This is a genomic window from Paenibacillus sp. GQ49 (assembly GCF_059759055.1).
Window position 1 is genome coordinate 355,581 of record NZ_JCAXEL010000002.1, and the last position, 18,449, is coordinate 374,029.

Annotated in this window: 17 protein-coding genes and 1 other annotated feature; of the genes, 2 read left to right on the forward strand and 15 right to left on the reverse strand. The window is 46.1% G+C overall.

Annotated features, from left to right (window positions below; translation table 11 throughout):
* Window positions 1-688 precede the first annotated feature (688 nt).
* The gene (locus tag AC6CIF_RS06225; protein WP_498198554.1) at window positions 689-3,364 is read left to right on the forward strand and encodes a YhgE/Pip family protein; all 2,676 of its coding nucleotides are present in this window, start codon (window positions 689-691) and stop codon (window positions 3,362-3,364) included.
* Window positions 3,365-3,454: 90 nt separating this feature from the next.
* Here AC6CIF_RS06225 and AC6CIF_RS06230 read toward each other — a convergent pair whose 3' ends face one another.
* The 8 genes from AC6CIF_RS06230 to lspA form a co-directional block, all read right to left on the reverse strand.
* A complete protein-coding gene (locus tag AC6CIF_RS06230; protein WP_498198556.1) occupies window positions 3,455-4,759 on the reverse strand; it encodes a DUF6080 domain-containing protein in 1,305 nt (434 codons plus the stop codon).
* 31 nt (window positions 4,760-4,790) lie between these two features.
* The gene (locus tag AC6CIF_RS06235) at window positions 4,791-5,111 is read right to left on the reverse strand and encodes an EamA family transporter (RefSeq protein ID WP_336886750.1); all 321 of its coding nucleotides are present in this window, start codon (window positions 5,109-5,111) and stop codon (window positions 4,791-4,793) included.
* A complete protein-coding gene (locus AC6CIF_RS06240; protein ID WP_498198724.1) occupies window positions 5,098-5,388 on the reverse strand; it encodes an EamA family transporter in 291 nt (96 codons plus the stop codon). The genes AC6CIF_RS06235 and AC6CIF_RS06240 overlap by 14 nt, the downstream gene beginning before the upstream one ends.
* Window positions 5,389-5,414: 26 nt before the next feature.
* Window positions 5,415-6,047, reverse strand: a complete 633-nt coding sequence (locus AC6CIF_RS06245) for an HAD family hydrolase (RefSeq protein ID WP_339177952.1) — start codon at window positions 6,045-6,047, stop codon at window positions 5,415-5,417.
* 18 nt (window positions 6,048-6,065) lie between these two features.
* Window positions 6,066-6,956: a decaprenyl-phosphate phosphoribosyltransferase gene (locus AC6CIF_RS06250; RefSeq protein WP_498198726.1), complete on the reverse strand. Its 891-nt coding sequence runs from the start codon at window positions 6,954-6,956 to the stop codon at window positions 6,066-6,068.
* Between the two features lie 202 nt (window positions 6,957-7,158).
* Window positions 7,159-8,412, reverse strand: coding sequence for an LL-diaminopimelate aminotransferase (locus AC6CIF_RS06255; protein WP_036674844.1), 1,254 nt, complete (start codon window positions 8,410-8,412; stop codon window positions 7,159-7,161).
* Window positions 8,413-8,522: 110 nt separating this feature from the next.
* Window positions 8,523-9,485 carry an RluA family pseudouridine synthase gene (locus tag AC6CIF_RS06260; RefSeq protein WP_372238382.1) on the reverse strand — a complete coding sequence of 321 codons (963 nt, stop codon included), beginning with the start codon at window positions 9,483-9,485 and terminating at the stop codon, window positions 8,523-8,525.
* The gene (gene lspA, locus AC6CIF_RS06265; RefSeq protein ID WP_017687321.1) at window positions 9,478-9,972 is read right to left on the reverse strand and encodes a signal peptidase II; all 495 of its coding nucleotides are present in this window, start codon (window positions 9,970-9,972) and stop codon (window positions 9,478-9,480) included. Before lspA ends, AC6CIF_RS06260 begins: the two co-directional genes overlap by 8 nt.
* 222 nt (window positions 9,973-10,194) lie before the next feature.
* Between lspA and AC6CIF_RS06270 the strand changes: the two genes are divergently transcribed.
* On the forward strand, window positions 10,195-10,932 hold the full coding sequence (locus AC6CIF_RS06270; RefSeq protein ID WP_076211518.1) for a TraR/DksA C4-type zinc finger protein: 738 nt from the start codon (window positions 10,195-10,197) through the stop codon (window positions 10,930-10,932).
* A gap of 41 nt (window positions 10,933-10,973) precedes the next feature.
* Here AC6CIF_RS06270 and AC6CIF_RS06275 read toward each other — a convergent pair whose 3' ends face one another.
* From AC6CIF_RS06275 to AC6CIF_RS06305, 7 genes are all read right to left on the reverse strand, one after another.
* Window positions 10,974-11,333: a DUF5665 domain-containing protein gene (locus AC6CIF_RS06275; protein WP_498198560.1), complete on the reverse strand. Its 360-nt coding sequence runs from the start codon at window positions 11,331-11,333 to the stop codon at window positions 10,974-10,976.
* Window positions 11,334-11,498: 165 nt separating this feature from the next.
* Window positions 11,499-14,597 carry an isoleucine--tRNA ligase gene (gene ileS, locus AC6CIF_RS06280; protein WP_498198562.1) on the reverse strand — a complete coding sequence of 1,033 codons (3,099 nt, stop codon included), beginning with the start codon at window positions 14,595-14,597 and terminating at the stop codon, window positions 11,499-11,501.
* A gap of 511 nt (window positions 14,598-15,108) precedes the next feature.
* Window positions 15,109-15,401 (reverse strand) — a binding site (T-box leader).
* A 57-nt stretch (window positions 15,402-15,458) separates the two neighbouring features.
* Complete coding sequence (locus AC6CIF_RS06285) at window positions 15,459-15,968, reverse strand: DivIVA domain-containing protein (protein WP_458127311.1); 510 nt, start codon at window positions 15,966-15,968, stop codon at window positions 15,459-15,461.
* Between the two features lie 238 nt (window positions 15,969-16,206).
* The gene (locus AC6CIF_RS06290) at window positions 16,207-16,989 is read right to left on the reverse strand and encodes a YlmH family RNA-binding protein (RefSeq protein WP_091014083.1); all 783 of its coding nucleotides are present in this window, start codon (window positions 16,987-16,989) and stop codon (window positions 16,207-16,209) included.
* Between the two features lie 20 nt (window positions 16,990-17,009).
* A complete protein-coding gene (locus AC6CIF_RS06295; RefSeq protein WP_440131282.1) occupies window positions 17,010-17,276 on the reverse strand; it encodes a YggT family protein in 267 nt (88 codons plus the stop codon).
* A 7-nt stretch (window positions 17,277-17,283) separates the two neighbouring features.
* Complete coding sequence (locus AC6CIF_RS06300) at window positions 17,284-17,751, reverse strand: cell division protein SepF (protein ID WP_036614853.1); 468 nt, start codon at window positions 17,749-17,751, stop codon at window positions 17,284-17,286.
* On the reverse strand, window positions 17,742-18,443 hold the full coding sequence (locus AC6CIF_RS06305) for a YggS family pyridoxal phosphate-dependent enzyme (RefSeq protein WP_307416743.1): 702 nt from the start codon (window positions 18,441-18,443) through the stop codon (window positions 17,742-17,744). Before AC6CIF_RS06305 ends, AC6CIF_RS06300 begins: the two co-directional genes overlap by 10 nt.
* Window positions 18,444-18,449: the final 6 nt, after the last annotated feature.

An 18,449-nucleotide genomic window follows, 5' to 3' on the forward strand; every position in this document is an offset into this window, starting at 1 on the left:
TTCCCTTCAGCATCATGGCCCCGTGACGAGGAGAAAAAAAAGACTCCTTGCCGTGTTTATTGGCAAGGAGTCTCCGAACTTCAGACCGCTCTGAAGAAAGTTTACTCTCGGGGATGCATCGCTTCATTTGCCGCAGCAAAAAAACGATGTATCGTTCACGTTACCTTGCCAGTCTCACGGGACTGATTTAAAGGTGCTATTCATGTCGTTCATATTGCAGGACCTCACAGGGTTCTGTAATCAATATGTCCGTTTGTCTTCATGAATTATGACAGAAAGACAACCCCCTGTCAACACCTCACCATCGCAGGTGAAAACCCTCTGCTACGTTCTTCTTAGAATCAGCAGTTAGGCTGAAAAACATCCATGCACAATACATCTCATTGGTTATTCATAATTATACAACATTTCTGCATATTTATCCATAGGCAAATGAGAAATTTGATATAACCAAAATAAACCTTTGACTATACTCAAGTAGAGACAAAACACTTCTTTTTAGAACAAACGGTGAGTTTCATTTAAGTAATATATGAAGACTCCGAATTAGTACCGAGTGAAATGGGTACAGTTTATAAACATGAACCCATTCATAGATGCTGCAATAATGCCGATATACATAAGATTCACAAATATGCGACATAGAAATAAGATACGCCCTACATTTATGTACATTTAGGAGGAAGTCATGCGTCACATTTGGCACGTTTACAAAACAGACTGGTTGCATATTCTGAAGGTCCCCACAGGTATATTTCTAATTGTGGCTATTATTCTACTACCTGGGGTGTATGACTGGGTCAATGTGAAATCCGTCTGGGACCCATACAGCAACACTCAAGGGATCAAAATTGCAGTGACAACCGAGGACAAGGGTGCGACTGTTGAAGGAACCAATGTTAATATCGGAGACGAACTGGTATCCAGCCTCAAACACAACGAAAAGCTGGGCTGGACTTTTGTGGACCAGGCTGAGGCTAATCGGGGTGTGCAAACTGGAGAGTATTATGCAAGCCTGCTCATTCCGGGGGACTTTTCATCCAAAATTACAGGCATCGTTGATGGGAAGCTGGAGCGACCGGAAGTAATCTATACCGTCAATGAGAAGGTGAATGCCATTGCTCCTAAAATCACAGGCTCCGGTGTATCTGCCATAACAACACAAATCAATGAAAGTTTCACTGAAGCCGTCAGTGAGGCCGTTCTAACCAAGTTGAAGGAAGCCGGGGTTGAAATTAACACCCAGCTTCCAACTTTGCGCAAGATGGAGAATGGCATTTTTACACTGGAGAAAAATCTTCCGGCTATTCAAGCCGCAGGTCAAAAGGTTCTGGAAGTAGAAAAAGCCATGCCCGAGATTGTAAAAGATGCTCAAAAGATCGTTGAAATCGAGAAAAAACTGCCTGAAATCAATGAAGCAGCACAGTATGTGCTCAAGGTGCAGGAGTATTGGCCACAAATCAATGATGCGGCTTCCGAAGTGCTGGCTATTCAAGGGCGGATACCGGATATACAAAAAGCGGTAGAACGCATTCAAGAAGTGGATGAAAACTTTGGCCAGGTATCAGATGTCATCCAAACGGCGTTGGATAAAACCAACAAAGCTCTGTCTATCGTAACGGCAGCAGAGCAAGATCTGGACAAAGTATCACAAATCGCTGGCAACGGGATTGAGCTTGCAGAGGGATTAAATCAGTTCGTGGATTCCAGTGAAGAAGCGTTTCAGACAATTGGCCCGGCGATCCACCAAAATCTGCTGCTGGTGCAGCAGATTACTAACGCTGCAGGACACGTATTTGCACAATTGCAACATCCGGATCTTAATAACCTTCCTACAGCAGAAGATATCGACCGGATTGCTTCGCGTTTAGGGATTGCGGTAAAACTCGTGGACAGTATGGCAGAACTACTGGGCAACATCAATAACTTGCTTCCAAGCCAACCACTTGCCGATAAAATTACACAACTGAACTCCATTTCAGATAAACTTCAGTTGCAAATCCGCTTAGCTAGCATCATCAGTGATGCCATGCGTCGTAATACAACTCCACCGACAGACGTCATCGCTCAGTTAAATACTCTCTCGAAGGACATCAGCAGCGGGATTGGCAATATCTTAAACACCTATGAAAGTGAAATATCGCCTGCACTTGCAGCTGGTACGGACAAGCTTAGGTCTATCCTCTCCACTTCAGCAGAAACTCTACAAGGAGCAAAAGATCGTATTCCGGATATTGCGGACATTCTTGCGTCTGCCAAAGAAGGAATTATGTTTGGGCAGACTGAGTTGACAAAAATCCAGAGCGAACTGCCCCAAATACAATCTAAGATCCATGAGATATCAGAGACACTCGCGAACAAAAGTGAAGGTTTTATCCAAGCTCTGAACACAGTGTCTTCATTAATTCGAAACGATCTGCCCAAGCTGGGAAACAAACTGAACGAAGCCGCTGATTTTGTTCGTAATGATCTGCCTAATGCCGAGAAACAGATAGGCAAGGCATCTGATTTTGTCCAGAACCAGCTTCCGGAGGTCGAAAAAGGAGTACATCGTGTTGCCGCGCTTGTACGTGATGATCTGCCAGCATTGGAAAGTGCCATCAGCAAGGCTGCGGACAAGCTCAGGGAAGTCGAAGGTAATAACCAGTTTGCTGAGCTCGCCAAACTTTTGCGCGGCGATATCGAAGAAGAAAGTGCTTTTCTTGCAAGTCCGGTGCAAATCAAGGAACAACAGCTTTACCCGATTCCGAATTATGGATCGGCCATGTCACCATTTTATGGCGTGCTGTCTCTGTGGGTTGGCTCAACACTGTTGATTTCTCTGCTTCGTGCCGAAGCTGAGAATCCTGGGGGTAAGTTCCGGGGATATGAGTTGTATCTTGGACGTCTCGCTACTTTTCTGACCATTGGGTTACTTCAGGCGATATGTGTCACCCTGGGTGATATCTTAATCCTGGGTACCTATGTTGCAGATAAACTGTGGTTTGTCCTGTTTGCCATGTTGGTGAGTGCCGTATTTGTCACCATAACGTACACCCTGCTGTCCGTTTTTGGGAATATCGGAAAAGGGATCGCCATTATCTTCATGGTGTTCCAGTTCTCCAGCTCCGGCGGCACGTTCCCAATCAGCATGACATCACCCTTTTTCCAGGCATTGAATCCGTTCATGCCCTTCACGTATGCAATCAGTCTACTGCGTGAGTCGGTCGGTGGCATATTGTGGTCTACTGCCATCAAGGATATTCTGTGGTTATGTATGTTCATCGGGCTGAGTCTCATCGTTGCGCTCGCTTTGAAACGCCCACTCAGCAGTCTCACCAAACGTTCAGCCGAGAATGCCAAGAAGACCAAAATTATTGCTTAACTCATTTGCTGGATACTAAATAAGATAAGGCCATTGGACTTTCCATCCCATGGCCTTATCTTATTTCATTATATGAATCGATACATTTGATTATTTCACTGAGCGTTCCTGTTCCAACTGATTATAGGAATGTTTGATTGTTGTTAATGTTTCTACATGGCGATAGATGTTGTTACTTGCCGTAACGATAACACATAACATGATCAAGCCTATAACCACTTTTTTCCCCAATCCCGGACGAAGGCTGATGACGAAACCTCCACCCAACAGGAAGAATGCAAACAGATAATGCCCCGCATACAGGTACATATCATATTGAAATACAGCCAGACCAAAGCCCACGACGACATGAAGCAAAAAGGCAAACAAAATGTATGGCACAAGGGTCCAGACTTCACGTTCCCGAATGCCCTTAATGAAGCCCATGAATGCCAGTAGTAAAATAAAGATACCTGTCATCTGCACATAGATTGGATTGAAACGGGATAGATCCGTAACAAAGGCTGCCATGCCCGGGTCCAGTAAATGCATCTTCGGTGTCAGCATCGGATTGATGGTTAACATGTTTAATGCTTTCCAATGAACAGCAAACTGGAATGGTGTTGCATAGCTGGTTCCACCATTTTGAATGCCCAACAGCCAGTTACTAACCCAGCTGCGGCCTCCAAAGGCAACATACTGAATACCAGTTAATACGACGATGATCAGAACCGCCAGTGCCATGATGCCGATGTATTTTTTCAAATTCGCCTTATTGCGCCATGCATGCATATTGAAGAATGTGGCAGCAGCAAATGGTACGATATTGGTCGAGGTTAGTCCAAAGTTAATCGATGCAAGCAATGCGTTAGGTACATAACGTACGTCCTGACGCTCACGAGTATATTGCATGTAAACTACAGAGAGAAGGATAACGAACTGTACATACGGATACGAGTCCGGAATCAACGCAGTATACATCAGGTATGAACTGAAACCAAACAGTAAGGCAAACAGCAGCGGTACGATGGTCGGTTTATCTTCTTTTTGACTCAGGAACAGATACGCCAGCACCACCGAACCCGCATTCACCAGCGATTGCAGGATTAGAAAGAACCAGTTGCCTCCCAGCAGTTTCGCTACAGCCGCAAGGGTGACTGCGAGAAAGGAAATCAGCGGATGGATCACGGAAGAACTGTTGTCCCCATAATACATTGAAGGATCAAAGTTGAATAAATTAATTGGAAACAGCGTCGTATTAAATGGGGTATACGCCCCAAGCATCTCTGTATTATTTTCAATGTACAGAACATACGAGCCGTTCATTAAACCATAGAACAGAGCAAATCCCGCAAACAGGTAAAAGGCTGTCCAGTTGGCTCTGCGATTATAAAATAAGTAATCTAAAAAGTTCATGCTTTCATTTCACATCCTGATTAATTAAGTTCTAAAATACCAGTAATAGTAAGCCGCCCATAATACATGCCACACCGATCCAGCGTAAAGGGCCCACGGTCTCTTTAAATACCAGCCGCGCAATGATGAGAGTCCACACATATGTTAATGCGTTAGCAGGCAACACTACGGTTAATGGAAGAAACTTCAGCAATACAATATTCAGCAACGCGCCCGTTCCGTAGAATCCAAGTCCCATGAGTACATGCAGACGATTGCGACTGGATGCATAAGCTTTCAGTCCGGCCCCGCCCAGGGCACCACACAGTGTCATGACAATTAATACGGCAACCATCCAGCTATCGATCAACACTGGTTAATGTCACCCCGATTCCAAGCAACACAACTGCTGCCAGCTTCTGCACCGTAATTTCTTCCCCAAGCAAAAAATATCCATAGATTAAGGCAAATACGTAGCTGGCACACATCAGAGGATAAGCAACAGAGAGTTTTTCCAGAGCAAAAGCTTTGATCATCAAGATCGCTCCAAGTCCATAACACATAAAACCAACACCCAGGTATATCCACTCGGTTAGTCCCCATTTCCAGAACAATTGACCCGTTGCTGTCAAAAAAGCGGAAACGAGCATCAACCATTTACCGGTATGATTCGATTTTATTTCCCCCACGTTAATGCCTCCATGTCCGGAACACGCTTGTTAATAAAGTATCGTTGACTTACAAGCTGCATGACTGGAAGGTCGGATAAGGAGTCCGAGTAGGAACATGACTGGTCATAATCAATGACCATATTCTTCTCACTCAGATAAGCCTGAATTCGGCGTACCTTCTCTTCCCCTTTGCAATTGCTGCCATCAACTCTGCATGTATAACCATTCGCATGACGGACAAGCTCAGTTCCAATGACATGATCCACCCAGGGAAAATTATTAAAGTATTTCATATAGGCATGCGGAGATGCAGTTACCAGTAAGACGTGATACCCTGCTTCTTTGCGATGTTGCATCTCTACACTGGCCTCGGCAAAAATGGACGTACGCAAGCGAGTATCAAAGAAATGTTCGAGATCTTTTTCAGACATACGCTCAATTTCTTGAAAGTAGGATCGTTTGACTTGTTCAACAGTCATGAAGCCTGCCTTGAATAACACGGTATGTAATGCAATGACAGGTAATCTCCATACCTGCCACGGGTAACGGCGAACACCGTAATGCACAAATTGAAACATGGAATCACTGCGTATGATCGTTTTATCAATATCAAAAATGGCGACTTTCGTGCTTTTCACCCTGATCCCCCTCAGCCTTTATTCAAAGATTGCAAAAATTGTAACAACACTTATCACATACAACATAACCGTAATTAATATAGGCTTGTCCTCATACAGCACACGATCGGGCGAGCCTCCCTGGTTCTTCATGTGGATCAGATACAGATAACGGAACATGCCGTAAATGACCAATGGAATCGTCCACATGAGATGAATGGTTCGATCTGAAGTGAATGTAAACAGGGAATAACTGATAATCGTGGCTGTCGTCACAATCGTATTGAACTGATCCAGTAACGTAATAGAGTAGTTATCCAAAACCTTACGGTGTGATCCCGTATTTCCCTCAAGCAACGTAAGTTCATTTCTGCGTTTGCCAATGGCCAAAAACAACGACAACAACATCGTACAGATCAAAAACCACGGTGTGAATGGCACATGGATCAGTACACCACCTGCAATGGCACGAAGTACAAACCCGGCTGCAATGGTCATCATATCCAGGATAACGAGATGTTTCAGCACAAATGAATACGATACATTCAACAGGAAATAGACAATACATAACACCCCGAATAGAGGGTTCATCATGAAGGCCGTTCCTACTGAAAGGATTAATAGAATAATGCCAAACAACAAAGCATGACTCGGATTCACCTGCCCAGAAGCCATGGGACGATACTTTTTCACCGGATGCTGTCGATCCCTGTCCCGGTCTACAAAGTCATTTAAAATATACACACAGCCTGCAACGAGGCTAAATAGAATAAAACCAAGCAACGTCGCAAGAATGGTTTCCGTCCGAATCTCCTCAAAAGAGAATAGTAACGCAGCAAATAACAGCAGATTTTTAGTCCACTGTTTGGGTCTTAACAATCTGAATAATCCTGACACTGTACTGCCTGTTCCTGTAGCCGGTGAGGACACCGTACTTGTTCGTGATGATAACAATTGTAATAACTCCCTTCAACAACAACTTCTGTATATAACAAATAACGTAAAGATCTAATCATATGTTGCTTGTATAATTTTGTAAAGGGAGTAAATGAAAAAAATCTAATATGGGCATAAAAAAGAGACCGTTTCCGGTCTCTTCGTTAGTACATGATTTAACTATTGGGTGATGCGATTAAAATTCAAATTGTACGTCGCTCAGACGACGTTTGATTTCAGCAATAACACGTTTCTCTTCCTCTTCACCCTTCGCTTCAAAGGTTACGGAGAAACGAACAAAGTTACCGGCATCATCCCAAGGTACGGATGAGATCAGTTTCTCACGGATCAGGAATTGGGAGAAATCTTCGCCGGATTCGAAGCGACGTCCGCCAACCACACCTTTTGGTGCTTCTACATACAGGAAGAATGAACCTTTAGGTTTTTCAGCCTGGAAGCCCAGTTCGTTCAATGCGGCAACGAGCATGTCGTGACGACGGGAATATTTCTCTGCAATTTTTTCCGTGATCTCAGGATGATTCAATCCATAAGCAGCAGCCTTTTGAATCGCGATAAACTGACCGGAGTCATTGTTGTCCTTCACGTCGCTGAATGCTTTGACTACAAGCGGGTTACCCGCTACAAATCCGATTCTCCAACCTGTCATGTTGTAGGACTTGGACAGAGAGTGCAGCTCTACGCCGACATCCTTCGCACCAGGTACCGACAGGAAGCTGAACGGTTTTTTGCCATCGTATGTCAATGCCGCATAAGGAGCATCATGTACAACCACAACATTGTATTTCTTAGCCCACTCCACAACTTCAGTGAAGAACTCCACCGTCGCACTTGCGCCTGTTGGGTTGTTCGGATAGTTAAGGTAGAGCAACTTCGCACGTTTTGCAATGTCTTCCGGGATAGCCGTCAGATCAGGCAGGAAGTTGTTCTCTTTTGTCAATTGGATGTTGAACACTTCTCCACCCAGATACTTCGTATGTGTACCCATAACCGGGTAACCTGGAACGGTCATGATCGTCACATCACCTGGATTGATGAAGCATGAAGGCATCATCGCCAAAGCCGGTTTTGAACCAATGGAGTGTACGATCTCAGTATCTGCATCGATACCTTCTACGTTGAATACATTTTTCAGATAAGAAGCAGCAGCGGCTTTGAATTCAGGAATACCATTGTCAGCATAACCACGGTTCTCAGGTCTGGAAGCTTCTTCTGCAAGTGCAGCTACAATGCCTGCATCAGCCATTTCGTCCGGTTCACCTACACCAAGGTCAATCAGTTCCACATCGGGAAAATCTTTTTTGGCCGAAGCTTTGGCACGTTTGATTTTCTCGAATTTATAAATGTTCGTGTCTTTACCATAGTTGGAGCCACCGATACGGTCGGCAAAATTAGTCTGAATGTAAGTTTCTTGATATTTATCGATACTCATAACGTTGTTCATCTCCTCATTTGACGCAAATTTCTACACTTTAATATGAAGCATTTGCGTGATCAAAGCCATGGACAAAGTATCCGAACATTTGTACTTTCTTGGAGCTGTTAACGACTGCGTAGTGAGGCAAGCACGTCTTCCATATCTTGCGGAATCGGAGCTGAAAATTCAAGGTATTCTCCCGTTGTTGGATGCACAAATCCAAGAATAGCCGCATGAAGAGCCTGTCCTTGCATTTTGATGCCTTTATTTCGTCCATAAGTTGGATCTCCTACAAGCGGGTGACCAATAAATTTCATGTGAACCCGAATCTGGTGAGTACGTCCTGTCTCCAGTTTCAATTCCAGCAAGGTGTAATCATTAATCCGCTCTGTAACAGTAAAATGCGTAACGGCATGTTTACTGTTACGTTCTGTGACCGTATACATTTTGCGGTCATTGGTATCGCGTCCAATCGGTGCATCAATGGTCCCTTGATCATGATTAAGATGACCATGAACAAGCGCAATATACCGTCTATTCACCGTATGTTCCTTCAACTGAGCAGCCAGTGATGCATGAGCACGATCGTTCTTGGCAGCCATGATCAGGCCAGATGTATCCTTATCGATACGATGCACAATACCAGGACGCAACTCCCCATTAATACCCGAGAGGTCTTTGCAGTGATGCATAAGTGCATTAACGAGGGTACCTGACGTATGTCCTGGTGCCGGATGCACCACAAGACCACGCTGTTTGTTGATCACGATCAGGTCGCTGTCTTCATATACCACTTCCAGCGGAATATCTTCGGCAATGATCTCCACAGCAGCTGGTTCTGGAATCTGTAGTTCAATCAGATCACCTTCGGATAACTTGGCATTGGCTTTGACTACAGCACCATTTACCGTAACCATTCCGTCTCCGATCCACAATTGAACCTGGGAGCGAGATACGTTATCCACAGCTTCCGTAATATATTTGTCAATTCGTTCTTTTTTATGTTCAGCGGCAACGGTCCATTCCATACGTTCATTGCCATTCATTAGTTCTTCGTCGTTGATCTGTTCCTTATTCGGATTACTCATGATGTTCATTCCCTTCAATCTTCGCGGCTGCTTTTTCGCGCCGTCCTTCAAGCAATGTCTCCACTATGATCAACCCTACACCGATGCAGATTGCCGAATCGGCGATGTTAAAAATGGGAAACGTATAACTTCCAAAATTAAGCTGTACAAAATCTACAACTTCTCCGGTCAATGCCCGGTCAAGGAAGTTGCCAATTGCTCCACCAAGCACCAAACTAAGCGCCACAGGCAGCAATTTGTGCGGGGTATCTTTTACCTTTTGCAAATACCAAATCAAGGCAACGACCACAATCAACGTAACCACAATAAAGAACCAACGCTGGTCTTGCAGAATGCCAAAAGCTGCTCCTGAGTTACGATGTGATGTGATGACAAAGAAATTGCCGATGACCGGAATCTCTTCTCTGAGTTCCATCCGGGTTGCAATCAGATACTTGGTTCCCTGATCCAATAAAAATACGATAAAAGCGAGGATATAATACACCACGTTTGTTTGTCACTCCGTTCTTGTCTTTTCCAAACGATACCAGGCTTACGCCAGACTTGTTTATTGTAGCACAGCTGTTTGGAAATCGTCCACGACGCACTATATCAGCAATGCTTATGGCAAAAACGATAACATTTCCCTTCTGTAATCTTGCCCTTAATGGCACATCCTACAATAGAGTCAAAATCCGGATTCCAGCATGAAAGCAGAAAGGGGAAAATCATGTCACATTTTACTAACGAACAACTGCAATTTTTACGTTCCCAACTGATGTCCGATAAGCGCGATATTGAACATAGACTTTCGGAAAACGAGCATTATGGCCTTGGAGATTCCCTTAAGCTACAGACAGGTGAATTATCACCAATTGATAACCATCCTGGTGACATAGCCACGGAGGTGTATGAACGCGAGAAAGACATATCCCTGCTGGAACATGATGAATTCCAATTGGAACGAATTGATTCTGCACTGCACTCCATCGAAGAAGGACATTATGGTACATGTGCGGTCTGCCAGCAACCCATCCCTTATGAACGTATGGAAGCTGTTCCCTACACCAAATACTGCAAAAAACATCAACCGGAAACCGTTGTCTCCGAAAACCGTCCTGTAGAGGAAGAATTCCTTGCCCCGGCATTTGGTCGAACCAGTCTGGACGAGCGTGATGACCAAAATGGCTTCGATGGCGAGGATGCCTGGCAGATCGTTGAGAGCTGGGGCACATCGAACTCACCAGCCATGGCTGAAGGACGTGATATCGATAGCTATGATGTTATGGCGATTGAAGCAACCGATGAAGTGGAAGGCTGCGTTGAAGCGTACGAAAGCTTTGTTGCCACGGACATCTATGGTCATGACGTCTCCATCGTGCGCAATCGGCAATATCGCCAGTACCTGGAGAACCGTGAGGGCGAGGGTCTGTTAGAACCGGATATGGAGACGGATGACATGTACTAAATGCACTTTGATATCTTTCACCTTTAATCGCTGCTAATCGCTTAGTATGTGTTCATATCAAGCTGGCGCTGGACAATGCGCACAATATCAGCGATGTAATCTCCAACAATGGGAAGATTGAGCGCCCCAAGTAGCTGCAAAACGTAAATGATCGTTGCTGCAAAAAAGGTAAATCCAATCGCGATCCCCACACCTCGGGCGGCTCCAGACAACAGGTTAAGTCCAATCAATTTCCATGGCCTGTTCAGCAATTCTGTGTATTGCGCTATTCGTGAACGTTCCAGTTCATTCGCCAGACGGTTTGTCAGGGTATGTAACTCTTCAATTTTGTCACGGGAATTCAGATTATCTGATGTTGATTGTTGTGAAGTGGATGCGGTTTGCTTGTCATGTTCGCTCATGTTTTGGTCAGTTCCTTTGATCAATATAGATTGACTGCACTATAGAATCATTGCCTTATTGCCTAAAAAACAAACGAGCCCAGAACCAGGGAATATGTCCCTGTCTCTGCGGCTCGTTGGTTTATACTCTATATTCTGTCCTAATTGAATGGGACATGCTCCGAATTACGCTTCGATGTAAATACCGATCGATTTGCCTCCGGCTTCAACGCGTTCCATGGACTCATTCGAGCCAAATGTAACTTCGGTTACGAGAACATTTTCACGCAACACATCATCAAACGCCTGAATAGCTTCCTGAAGGGATGCATCCACATCCAGCGTCAAACGTACTCTTTTCTCAATCGGCAGGTCCAGTCGTTTCCGGGTATCCTGCACAGCACGAACCACTTCACGGACCCAGCCTTCCTGTTCCAATGCTGGCGTGATTTCGGTATTGAGCGCAACCGTCAGACCGTAACCTGATGCTGAAGCAAAGCCTGATTTGGCCTGTTTATCAACCAATAATTCTTCGCTCGTCACTTGCAGCTCTTCGCCTTCCGGAGAAACGATGTTCAGCACACCCTCCGAAACCACTTTACGCGTCTCATCGGCCGTCATTCCCTTGAAGAAGTTTTGCAGGAATCCTACGTTTTTACCGTATTTCTTACCTGCGACCTTCAGGTTCAGCTTCAATGTAAAGTCAACGAATTCCGCATCATTATGCTCCGTACGGATTCCTTTTACATTGATCTCTTCCTTGATGATCTCTTCATAACTTGCCAGGTCAAACCCTTTATCGAGTGAAACGATCAATTCGGACAGTGGCTGACGTGTCTTGATACCTGTTTCGTTACGAACGTTACGGGCAAGTTCAACCACGCGGCGAGCCGTCTCCATATCCTGTTCCAGTCCTGCATCAATCAGCGCTTCATTAGCTACCGGATAGTCTTCCATGTGCACACTCTCGCCTGTTGCAAGGTTCAGATAGATATCTTCTGCCAGCATTGGTGTGAACGGAGCAACCAACTTCGCGGTAGTCACCAGTACTTCAGTCAATGTACGGTAAGCGTCCAGTTTATCTTCTGTCAGGCCACTTCCCCAGAAACGGTCACGCGAACGACGGATATACCAGTTACTCAACTCATCAACAAATGCTTCAATCGCTTTGGAAGAATTCAGATAGTCGTTAACCAGCAACGCTTTTTCTACAACCAGGATCAGGCTGTTCAGTCTCGACAGAATCCAGCGATCCAGCTTGTGTGCGGACAGTTGGAACGGGTGCTCCTGTGGATCAAATCCATCAATGGTAGCATAAAGCGTCAGGAATGCATGGGTGTTGACCAGCGTATCCACCATTTTGGATTTGGCTTCGCCTACGATACCTTTGGAGAAACGTTTGCTGTTCCACGGTGCACTGTCAGACAACAAAGCCCAGCGGAATGCATCTGTACCGTATTCTTCAATCACTTCCCAAGGATCGATAACGTTACCTTTGGATTTGGACATCTTCTGTCCGTTCTCGTCAAGAACGTGTCCTGTAGCCATAACCGCTTTGTAAGGCGCTTTGCCTGTCAAAAGGGTGGAAACCGCCAGCAAGCTGTAGAACCAGCCACGTGTCTGGTCAATTCCCTCACAGATCATATCCGCAGGATACTGCTGTTCGAATACTTCTTTATTTTCAAATGGATAGTGCTGCTGGGCAAACGGCATGGAGCCGCTGTCGAACCAGACATCGATCACTTCCGGTGTACGTTTCATTTCATATTTGCCACAAGAGCTCATGACTTTAACGTCATCCACATATGGTTTATGCAATTCAAGATTCTCAGGCACATCACCTACCGCACGAGCACGCAATTCTGCAATGCTGTGTGGAGCAAATTGTTCGCCCGTCTCCTCGCACACCCAGATGTTCAGCGGAGTTCCCCAATAGCGATCACGGCTGATATTCCAATCCACCAGATCCTCAAGGAATTTCCCGAAGCGACCTTCACGAACGTGACCTGGGTACCAATCCACTTCACTGTTGTTGGCAATCAATTGGTCCTTGATGGCTGTTGTTTGGATAAACCAGCTGTCCATTGCATAGTACAGAAGCGGTGTATCACAACGCCAGCAGAACGGATAGCTGTGTTCATATTTTTCTTTGCTGAACAAACGTCCATGCTCAGACAGATATCGCACGATATCAATATCACAATCCTTCACGAAACGTCCGGCAAAGTCAGTCACTTCAGCGACAAATTTACCTTCCAGGTCCACCATGTTCACAAAGCTGATCCCGTTCTCACGGCATACACGGTAGTCATCTTCACCATGGGCAGGAGCCATGTGTACGATACCCGTACCACTTGCATCCGTTACAAAGCCTGCACCCAGAATGATGTTGGCCTTCTCAGCCTGTACGTAGTTGAACGGAGGATCATACGTTTTGCCAACCAGGTCTGCACCTTTCAGTGCACCGATGATCTCATACTCACCCTTGGTATCTTTCATCACTTTCTCAACCAGATTGGTTGCCATGATGTACACTTCATCACCTTGACGAACACGGGAGTAGTCCATATCCGGATTCACGGCAAGTGCAACGTGTGAAGGCAGTGTCCAAGGTGTTGTCGTCCAAGCCAGTACAAATTCTCCGCTATCATTCAGTTTGAATTTCGCTGTAGCACTCAGATCTTTGACGTCTTTGTACCCTTGTGCAACTTCATGGGAACTCAGTGTTGTCTGACAAGAAGGACAATACGGGCTCACACGGTGACCACGATACAACAGGCCTTTCTCATGGATTGTCGCCAGGATGTTCCATACACTCTCGATGTAGTTGTTATCAAGGGTGATATACGGGTTATCCATATCCGTCCAATATCCGATACCTTCTGTCAGATCACGCCATTGTTGCTCGTATTCAAATACGCTTGCTTTACATTCATTAATGAATTTTTCCACGCCGTAATCTTCGATTTCCCACTTGTGGGAGATACCAAGCTTCTTCTGTACACCCAGCTCTACAGGCAGACCATGTGTATCCCAACCTGCTTTACGAACGACACGGTAACCCTTCATCGTGTTATACCGTCCAACAAAATCCTTGATTACGCGTCCCAGTACGTGACCGATATGCGGTTTACCGTTCGCTGTAGGCGGCCCTTCATAAAACACGAAGTTTGGCTTACCCTCCCGGTTTTCGATGGTTCTTTTGAATGTGTTCTCCGTTTTCCATTTATCTAACACGCGTAATTCTCTGGCACGTGCCTTCTCTTTGACGTCAACTCGTTGCATGATGATTATCTTCCCTTTCTTTGGTTGGATTGTGGACCGTCCACAAAAAGCGTTTCAATCCCCCTAAATCCCCCTTGCCAAGGGGGACCCCATAGGCGCTCCGCCCTCTGGACACCCGGGATGGGTTGTCGGTGAGGGATCGGTGGCGCTTATGGGCGAGAGTTTATGTGCGTAGTGGCGGCCATTTTGCGGCTATTCCCTGCGTGAACGCCGCATGGCCTTACCGCGAGGCGGGTGTTGCCGGGTGCTTCGCTTTCCCGGCGGGTGGGCTCTCTCCTTGAGATCCCTTCGGGCCTCATGTACGCTCGCCTTAGCGAAACCCGTGTGCCGGGTGCTTCGCTTTCCCGGCGGGCGGCTCTCTCCTTGAGGTCCCTTCGGGCCTCATGAACGCTCGCCTTAGCGAACCCGTGTGCCGGGCGCTTCGCTCCCCCGGCGATTGGCTCTCTCCTTGAGGTCCCTTCGGGCCTCATGTACGTTCGCCTTTTTTGGACACAAAAAAGCCCCGTCCCTGGAAAGGGACGAGGCTATACTCGCGTTACCACCCTAATTCTGTTCATCACAAACCACATCCAGGCAAACCTGGGTATGCTCTGTCATCAACAGCGCTTATGCCCCGCTATACTACCGCAGGGTGCCGTTATAACGTACGGCTTACGGTTCGGCTTACACACGGCAATCATAATCACCGCTTCAGCGTCACTTCTCCGGGGAGATATTCGGCTATAACTCATCCATTGGTTTGCACCAACCACCAACTCTCTGAGGGATGAGATCATAACGTACTGAACCCGTCATGGAATCACTATTCATTATGAATATAGTTATAGCCTCTTTGCAGACAAAAGTCAACCAGGCGACAGACTAATAAATTTCTTTCATCTCCCGCTCACGGTCACGCACTTCCTGCTCCCGGCTCTCCAGCACTTCCCAACCATCCTGAGTCAACAGTTCAAGCTGCGCTTCAACAAGCGTGCGGAAACGGGCACGATAAATCGAGGCCTGCTTTTTCAGTTCTTCCACTTCCAAAGCAATTTTACGCGATTTTCCCAGCGATTCGTTCACGATCCGGTCTGCATTTTTCTCTGCTTCCTTCACGATCAACTGCGCTTCTTTCTTGGCATTACCCTTCACATCATCAGCAGCTTCCTGCGCAATGATGATCGTTTTGCTGAGTGTCTCTTCAATCGTGGCAAAATGATCCAGCTTTTCCTGAACGGACAGCAACTGATTGCTCAGCTCTTTGTTCTCGCGAATGACGCCTTCGTAATCTTTGATGACTTGATCCAGGAATTCATTGACTTCATCCTCGTCATACCCGCGCAAACGTCGGGAAAATTCCTTGTTGTGTATGTCCAGCGGCGTTAATGGCATGCTGTCCACCTCCTGTTAAAGTTCCTTCCCGTCCAGAGAAGGTTTGCAGCATGGGTACCACCCAAGGGGCCGTATCGTTGATGACTAACTTTGGCAACGTATACGGAATGCAGGATCAGAATTGCATCCTCCAACGTTCATGTAAAGCTTTGACTTAATGTATATCGGATACACCGCGTATTTTCTACACCTTTATGATAAACATTTCGACAAGAAAGCGGATTTTCCTGCAACAGACTCAGGCAAATTTGCCGATTTTCACTCGGCAGCGGCCTTTTTTGGTCATCCCATCCTGTTCCATAACCTTGAAACGGCCAAATCCCTGGATGGATACGACATCACCCGCTTTTAGCGATTTGGAGGGATCTTCCTCAACTTTCCAGTTCACACGGCAGCGACCAGCTTTGATTGGCACCAGCACTTTACTGCGACTAAGCCGATACACATCTGCGCAGATTCCATCCAAACGAAGAGAAGCGACCGTAATGTCCATCGTCTCCAGTTTACTCTCTGACCACCGCATCTGATCCAAAGGAAGTAACTCTGTGAACACATGTAACCGATGCACCTGATTCAGTTGAAGCGATAAAAAAGCGCCGGTTTCCGCCGCCACCACTGTATGGCAACCGTCCTCCAGCACTTGGATATCCCCGATCTTTCCACGTTTCATCCCAAGCCCGAGCAGGGAACCCATATAGTCCCCATGCTCCAGCTCCGAGATTTTCTGATCATCAGACGTAATACTGAGCACCTGCATTCCCATATCCTCATCATCCAGATACATATAATCAGGTGCAACCAGCGCACGCTTGCGTTCAGCAGCCTCGTAACCACCATCCAGACGAATCTGAACGTCGTTACGGCGATTGGCAAGAGTCTGTAATATAAAAACCTGTCTTGGATCAAGGAAGTCAGTTAGCTTCATGTCATGATACTTACCTGCCCGCTCAACCCAATCCGAAGCCTTATCTACAAAATCCCGCTCATCATGGCTAAAATGTTCGTAAATTTCACCGCTCATCTATGTCACCCTACCCAACATTATATAAAGTATCGGAGAATGGAGATCAGCCCATTAAGCGCGAGTTGCAGAACGATCAGCGCCACAATCGGGGAAATATCCAGCACACCGAACAAAGGGGGGATAAATCGACGGAATGGTCTTAGATATGGCTCCACTAATTTGCCCAGCCATTCACCGATGAAGCTTTCCCGCGCATTGGGAAGCCAAGACATCAATATGTAGACAATGACCATGTAAAAGTAAATCTGGTATAACGTGTACAACACGCTTTCAATCTGATACAAAAGTGGCTCACCTCATTCTGTTATAATCTTGCTCGCTGTCAGCCAGTATTTCCGTAATTGATCCCTGAATTTCAACCGTATCTGGCGTACAGAGAAAAATGTTTCCGCCGATTTTGGAAATACCGCCACCCAATGCATATACCGTGCCACTCAAAAAATCAATAACGCGCAGCGCTTGGTCCTGGCGAATTCGTTGCAGATTCACCACAACGGTACGATGCGAACGCAGATGGTCGGCAATTTCCTGAGCCTCGTCATAAGAACGCGGTTCATACAGGACAACTTTAACATTTTTCTGGGAATGAATGCTCACCACATTATTCCCCCTTTGGTTTCTACGTTTATCGAGACTGGAGGTTTCAGCTTCCTGATGTTCAGCCTCATTTTCCTCCTGCGCAGCCATTCGTTCACGTTCCACAATCTCTTCCTCTTCCTGAAGTCCGAGGAAATTCATAAATTTATTCATTACGCCCATCGTGAACCCTCCTCTTTTCCTACGAGAATCGATCCTAGCCGTACCCAGGTTGCACCTTCTTCAATGGCCACTTCAAAATCATTGGACATCCCCATTGACAGCTCAGTCAATGGCTCTGCTGTAAGGGCTTGTCCATTCAATTGATCTCTCAGCTCACGCAATCCACGAAATACGGGACGCGTCAGCTCCGGATCTTCCTCATGAGGTGCCATGGTCATCAGGCCGACGACCTTGAGATTGTTGAACGAACGAATATCACGCAAAAAAGAACTTGCCTGTTCAGGCTGTAAGCCATACTTGCTCTCTTCACCCGAAATATTCACCTGCAAAAACGTTTCCACTTGTGTGCCAAGTGAAGCTGCTTTCTTATCCAACTCCTTCGCCAATGACAAACGATCCAGTGAATGTATGTAACGAAACTTGCCAATCACGTCTTTCACCTTGTTCGTCTGCAAATGACCGATAAAATGCCAGGTACCCTTTTGACCAAAAGCTTCCCATTTGGCCTGTGCATCCTGCCACCGGTTTTCTCCAATATGCTCAAGACCATGATTCAGCACCGATCCCGTTGTTTCAAGTGAGACATATTTCGTGACCGCAATCACATTCACATCATCACGATGACGGTTACTGCGCCGACATGCGTCCTCGATCTTCTGATTTACCTGTTGAATACGCTCCTCCAATGACACAGAGGG

Coding starts and splice junctions, on each gene's coding strand:
- AC6CIF_RS06290 (WP_091014083.1), bottom strand. CDS start 16,989: ATGAGCGGTGAAATTTACGAACATTTTAGCCATGATGAGCGGGATTTT.
- AC6CIF_RS06270 (WP_076211518.1), top strand. CDS start 10,195: ATGTCACATTTTACTAACGAACAACTGCAATTTTTACGTTCCCAACTG.
- AC6CIF_RS06275 (WP_498198560.1), bottom strand. CDS start 11,333: ATGAGCGAACATGACAAGCAAACCGCATCCACTTCACAACAATCAACA.
- AC6CIF_RS06260 (WP_372238382.1), bottom strand. CDS start 9,485: ATGAGTAATCCGAATAAGGAACAGATCAACGACGAAGAACTAATGAAT.
- AC6CIF_RS06300 (WP_036614853.1), bottom strand. CDS start 17,751: ATGGGCGTAATGAATAAATTTATGAATTTCCTCGGACTTCAGGAAGAG.
- AC6CIF_RS06255 (WP_036674844.1), bottom strand. CDS start 8,412: ATGAGTATCGATAAATATCAAGAAACTTACATTCAGACTAATTTTGCC.
- AC6CIF_RS06240 (WP_498198724.1), bottom strand. CDS start 5,388: ATGCTCGTTTCCGCTTTTTTGACAGCAACGGGTCAATTGTTCTGGAAA.
- AC6CIF_RS06225 (WP_498198554.1), top strand. CDS start 689: ATGCGTCACATTTGGCACGTTTACAAAACAGACTGGTTGCATATTCTG.
- ileS (WP_498198562.1), bottom strand. CDS start 14,597: ATGCAACGAGTTGACGTCAAAGAGAAGGCACGTGCCAGAGAATTACGC.
- AC6CIF_RS06285 (WP_458127311.1), bottom strand. CDS start 15,968: ATGCCATTAACGCCGCTGGACATACACAACAAGGAATTTTCCCGACGT.
- AC6CIF_RS06230 (WP_498198556.1), bottom strand. CDS start 4,759: ATGAACTTTTTAGATTACTTATTTTATAATCGCAGAGCCAACTGGACA.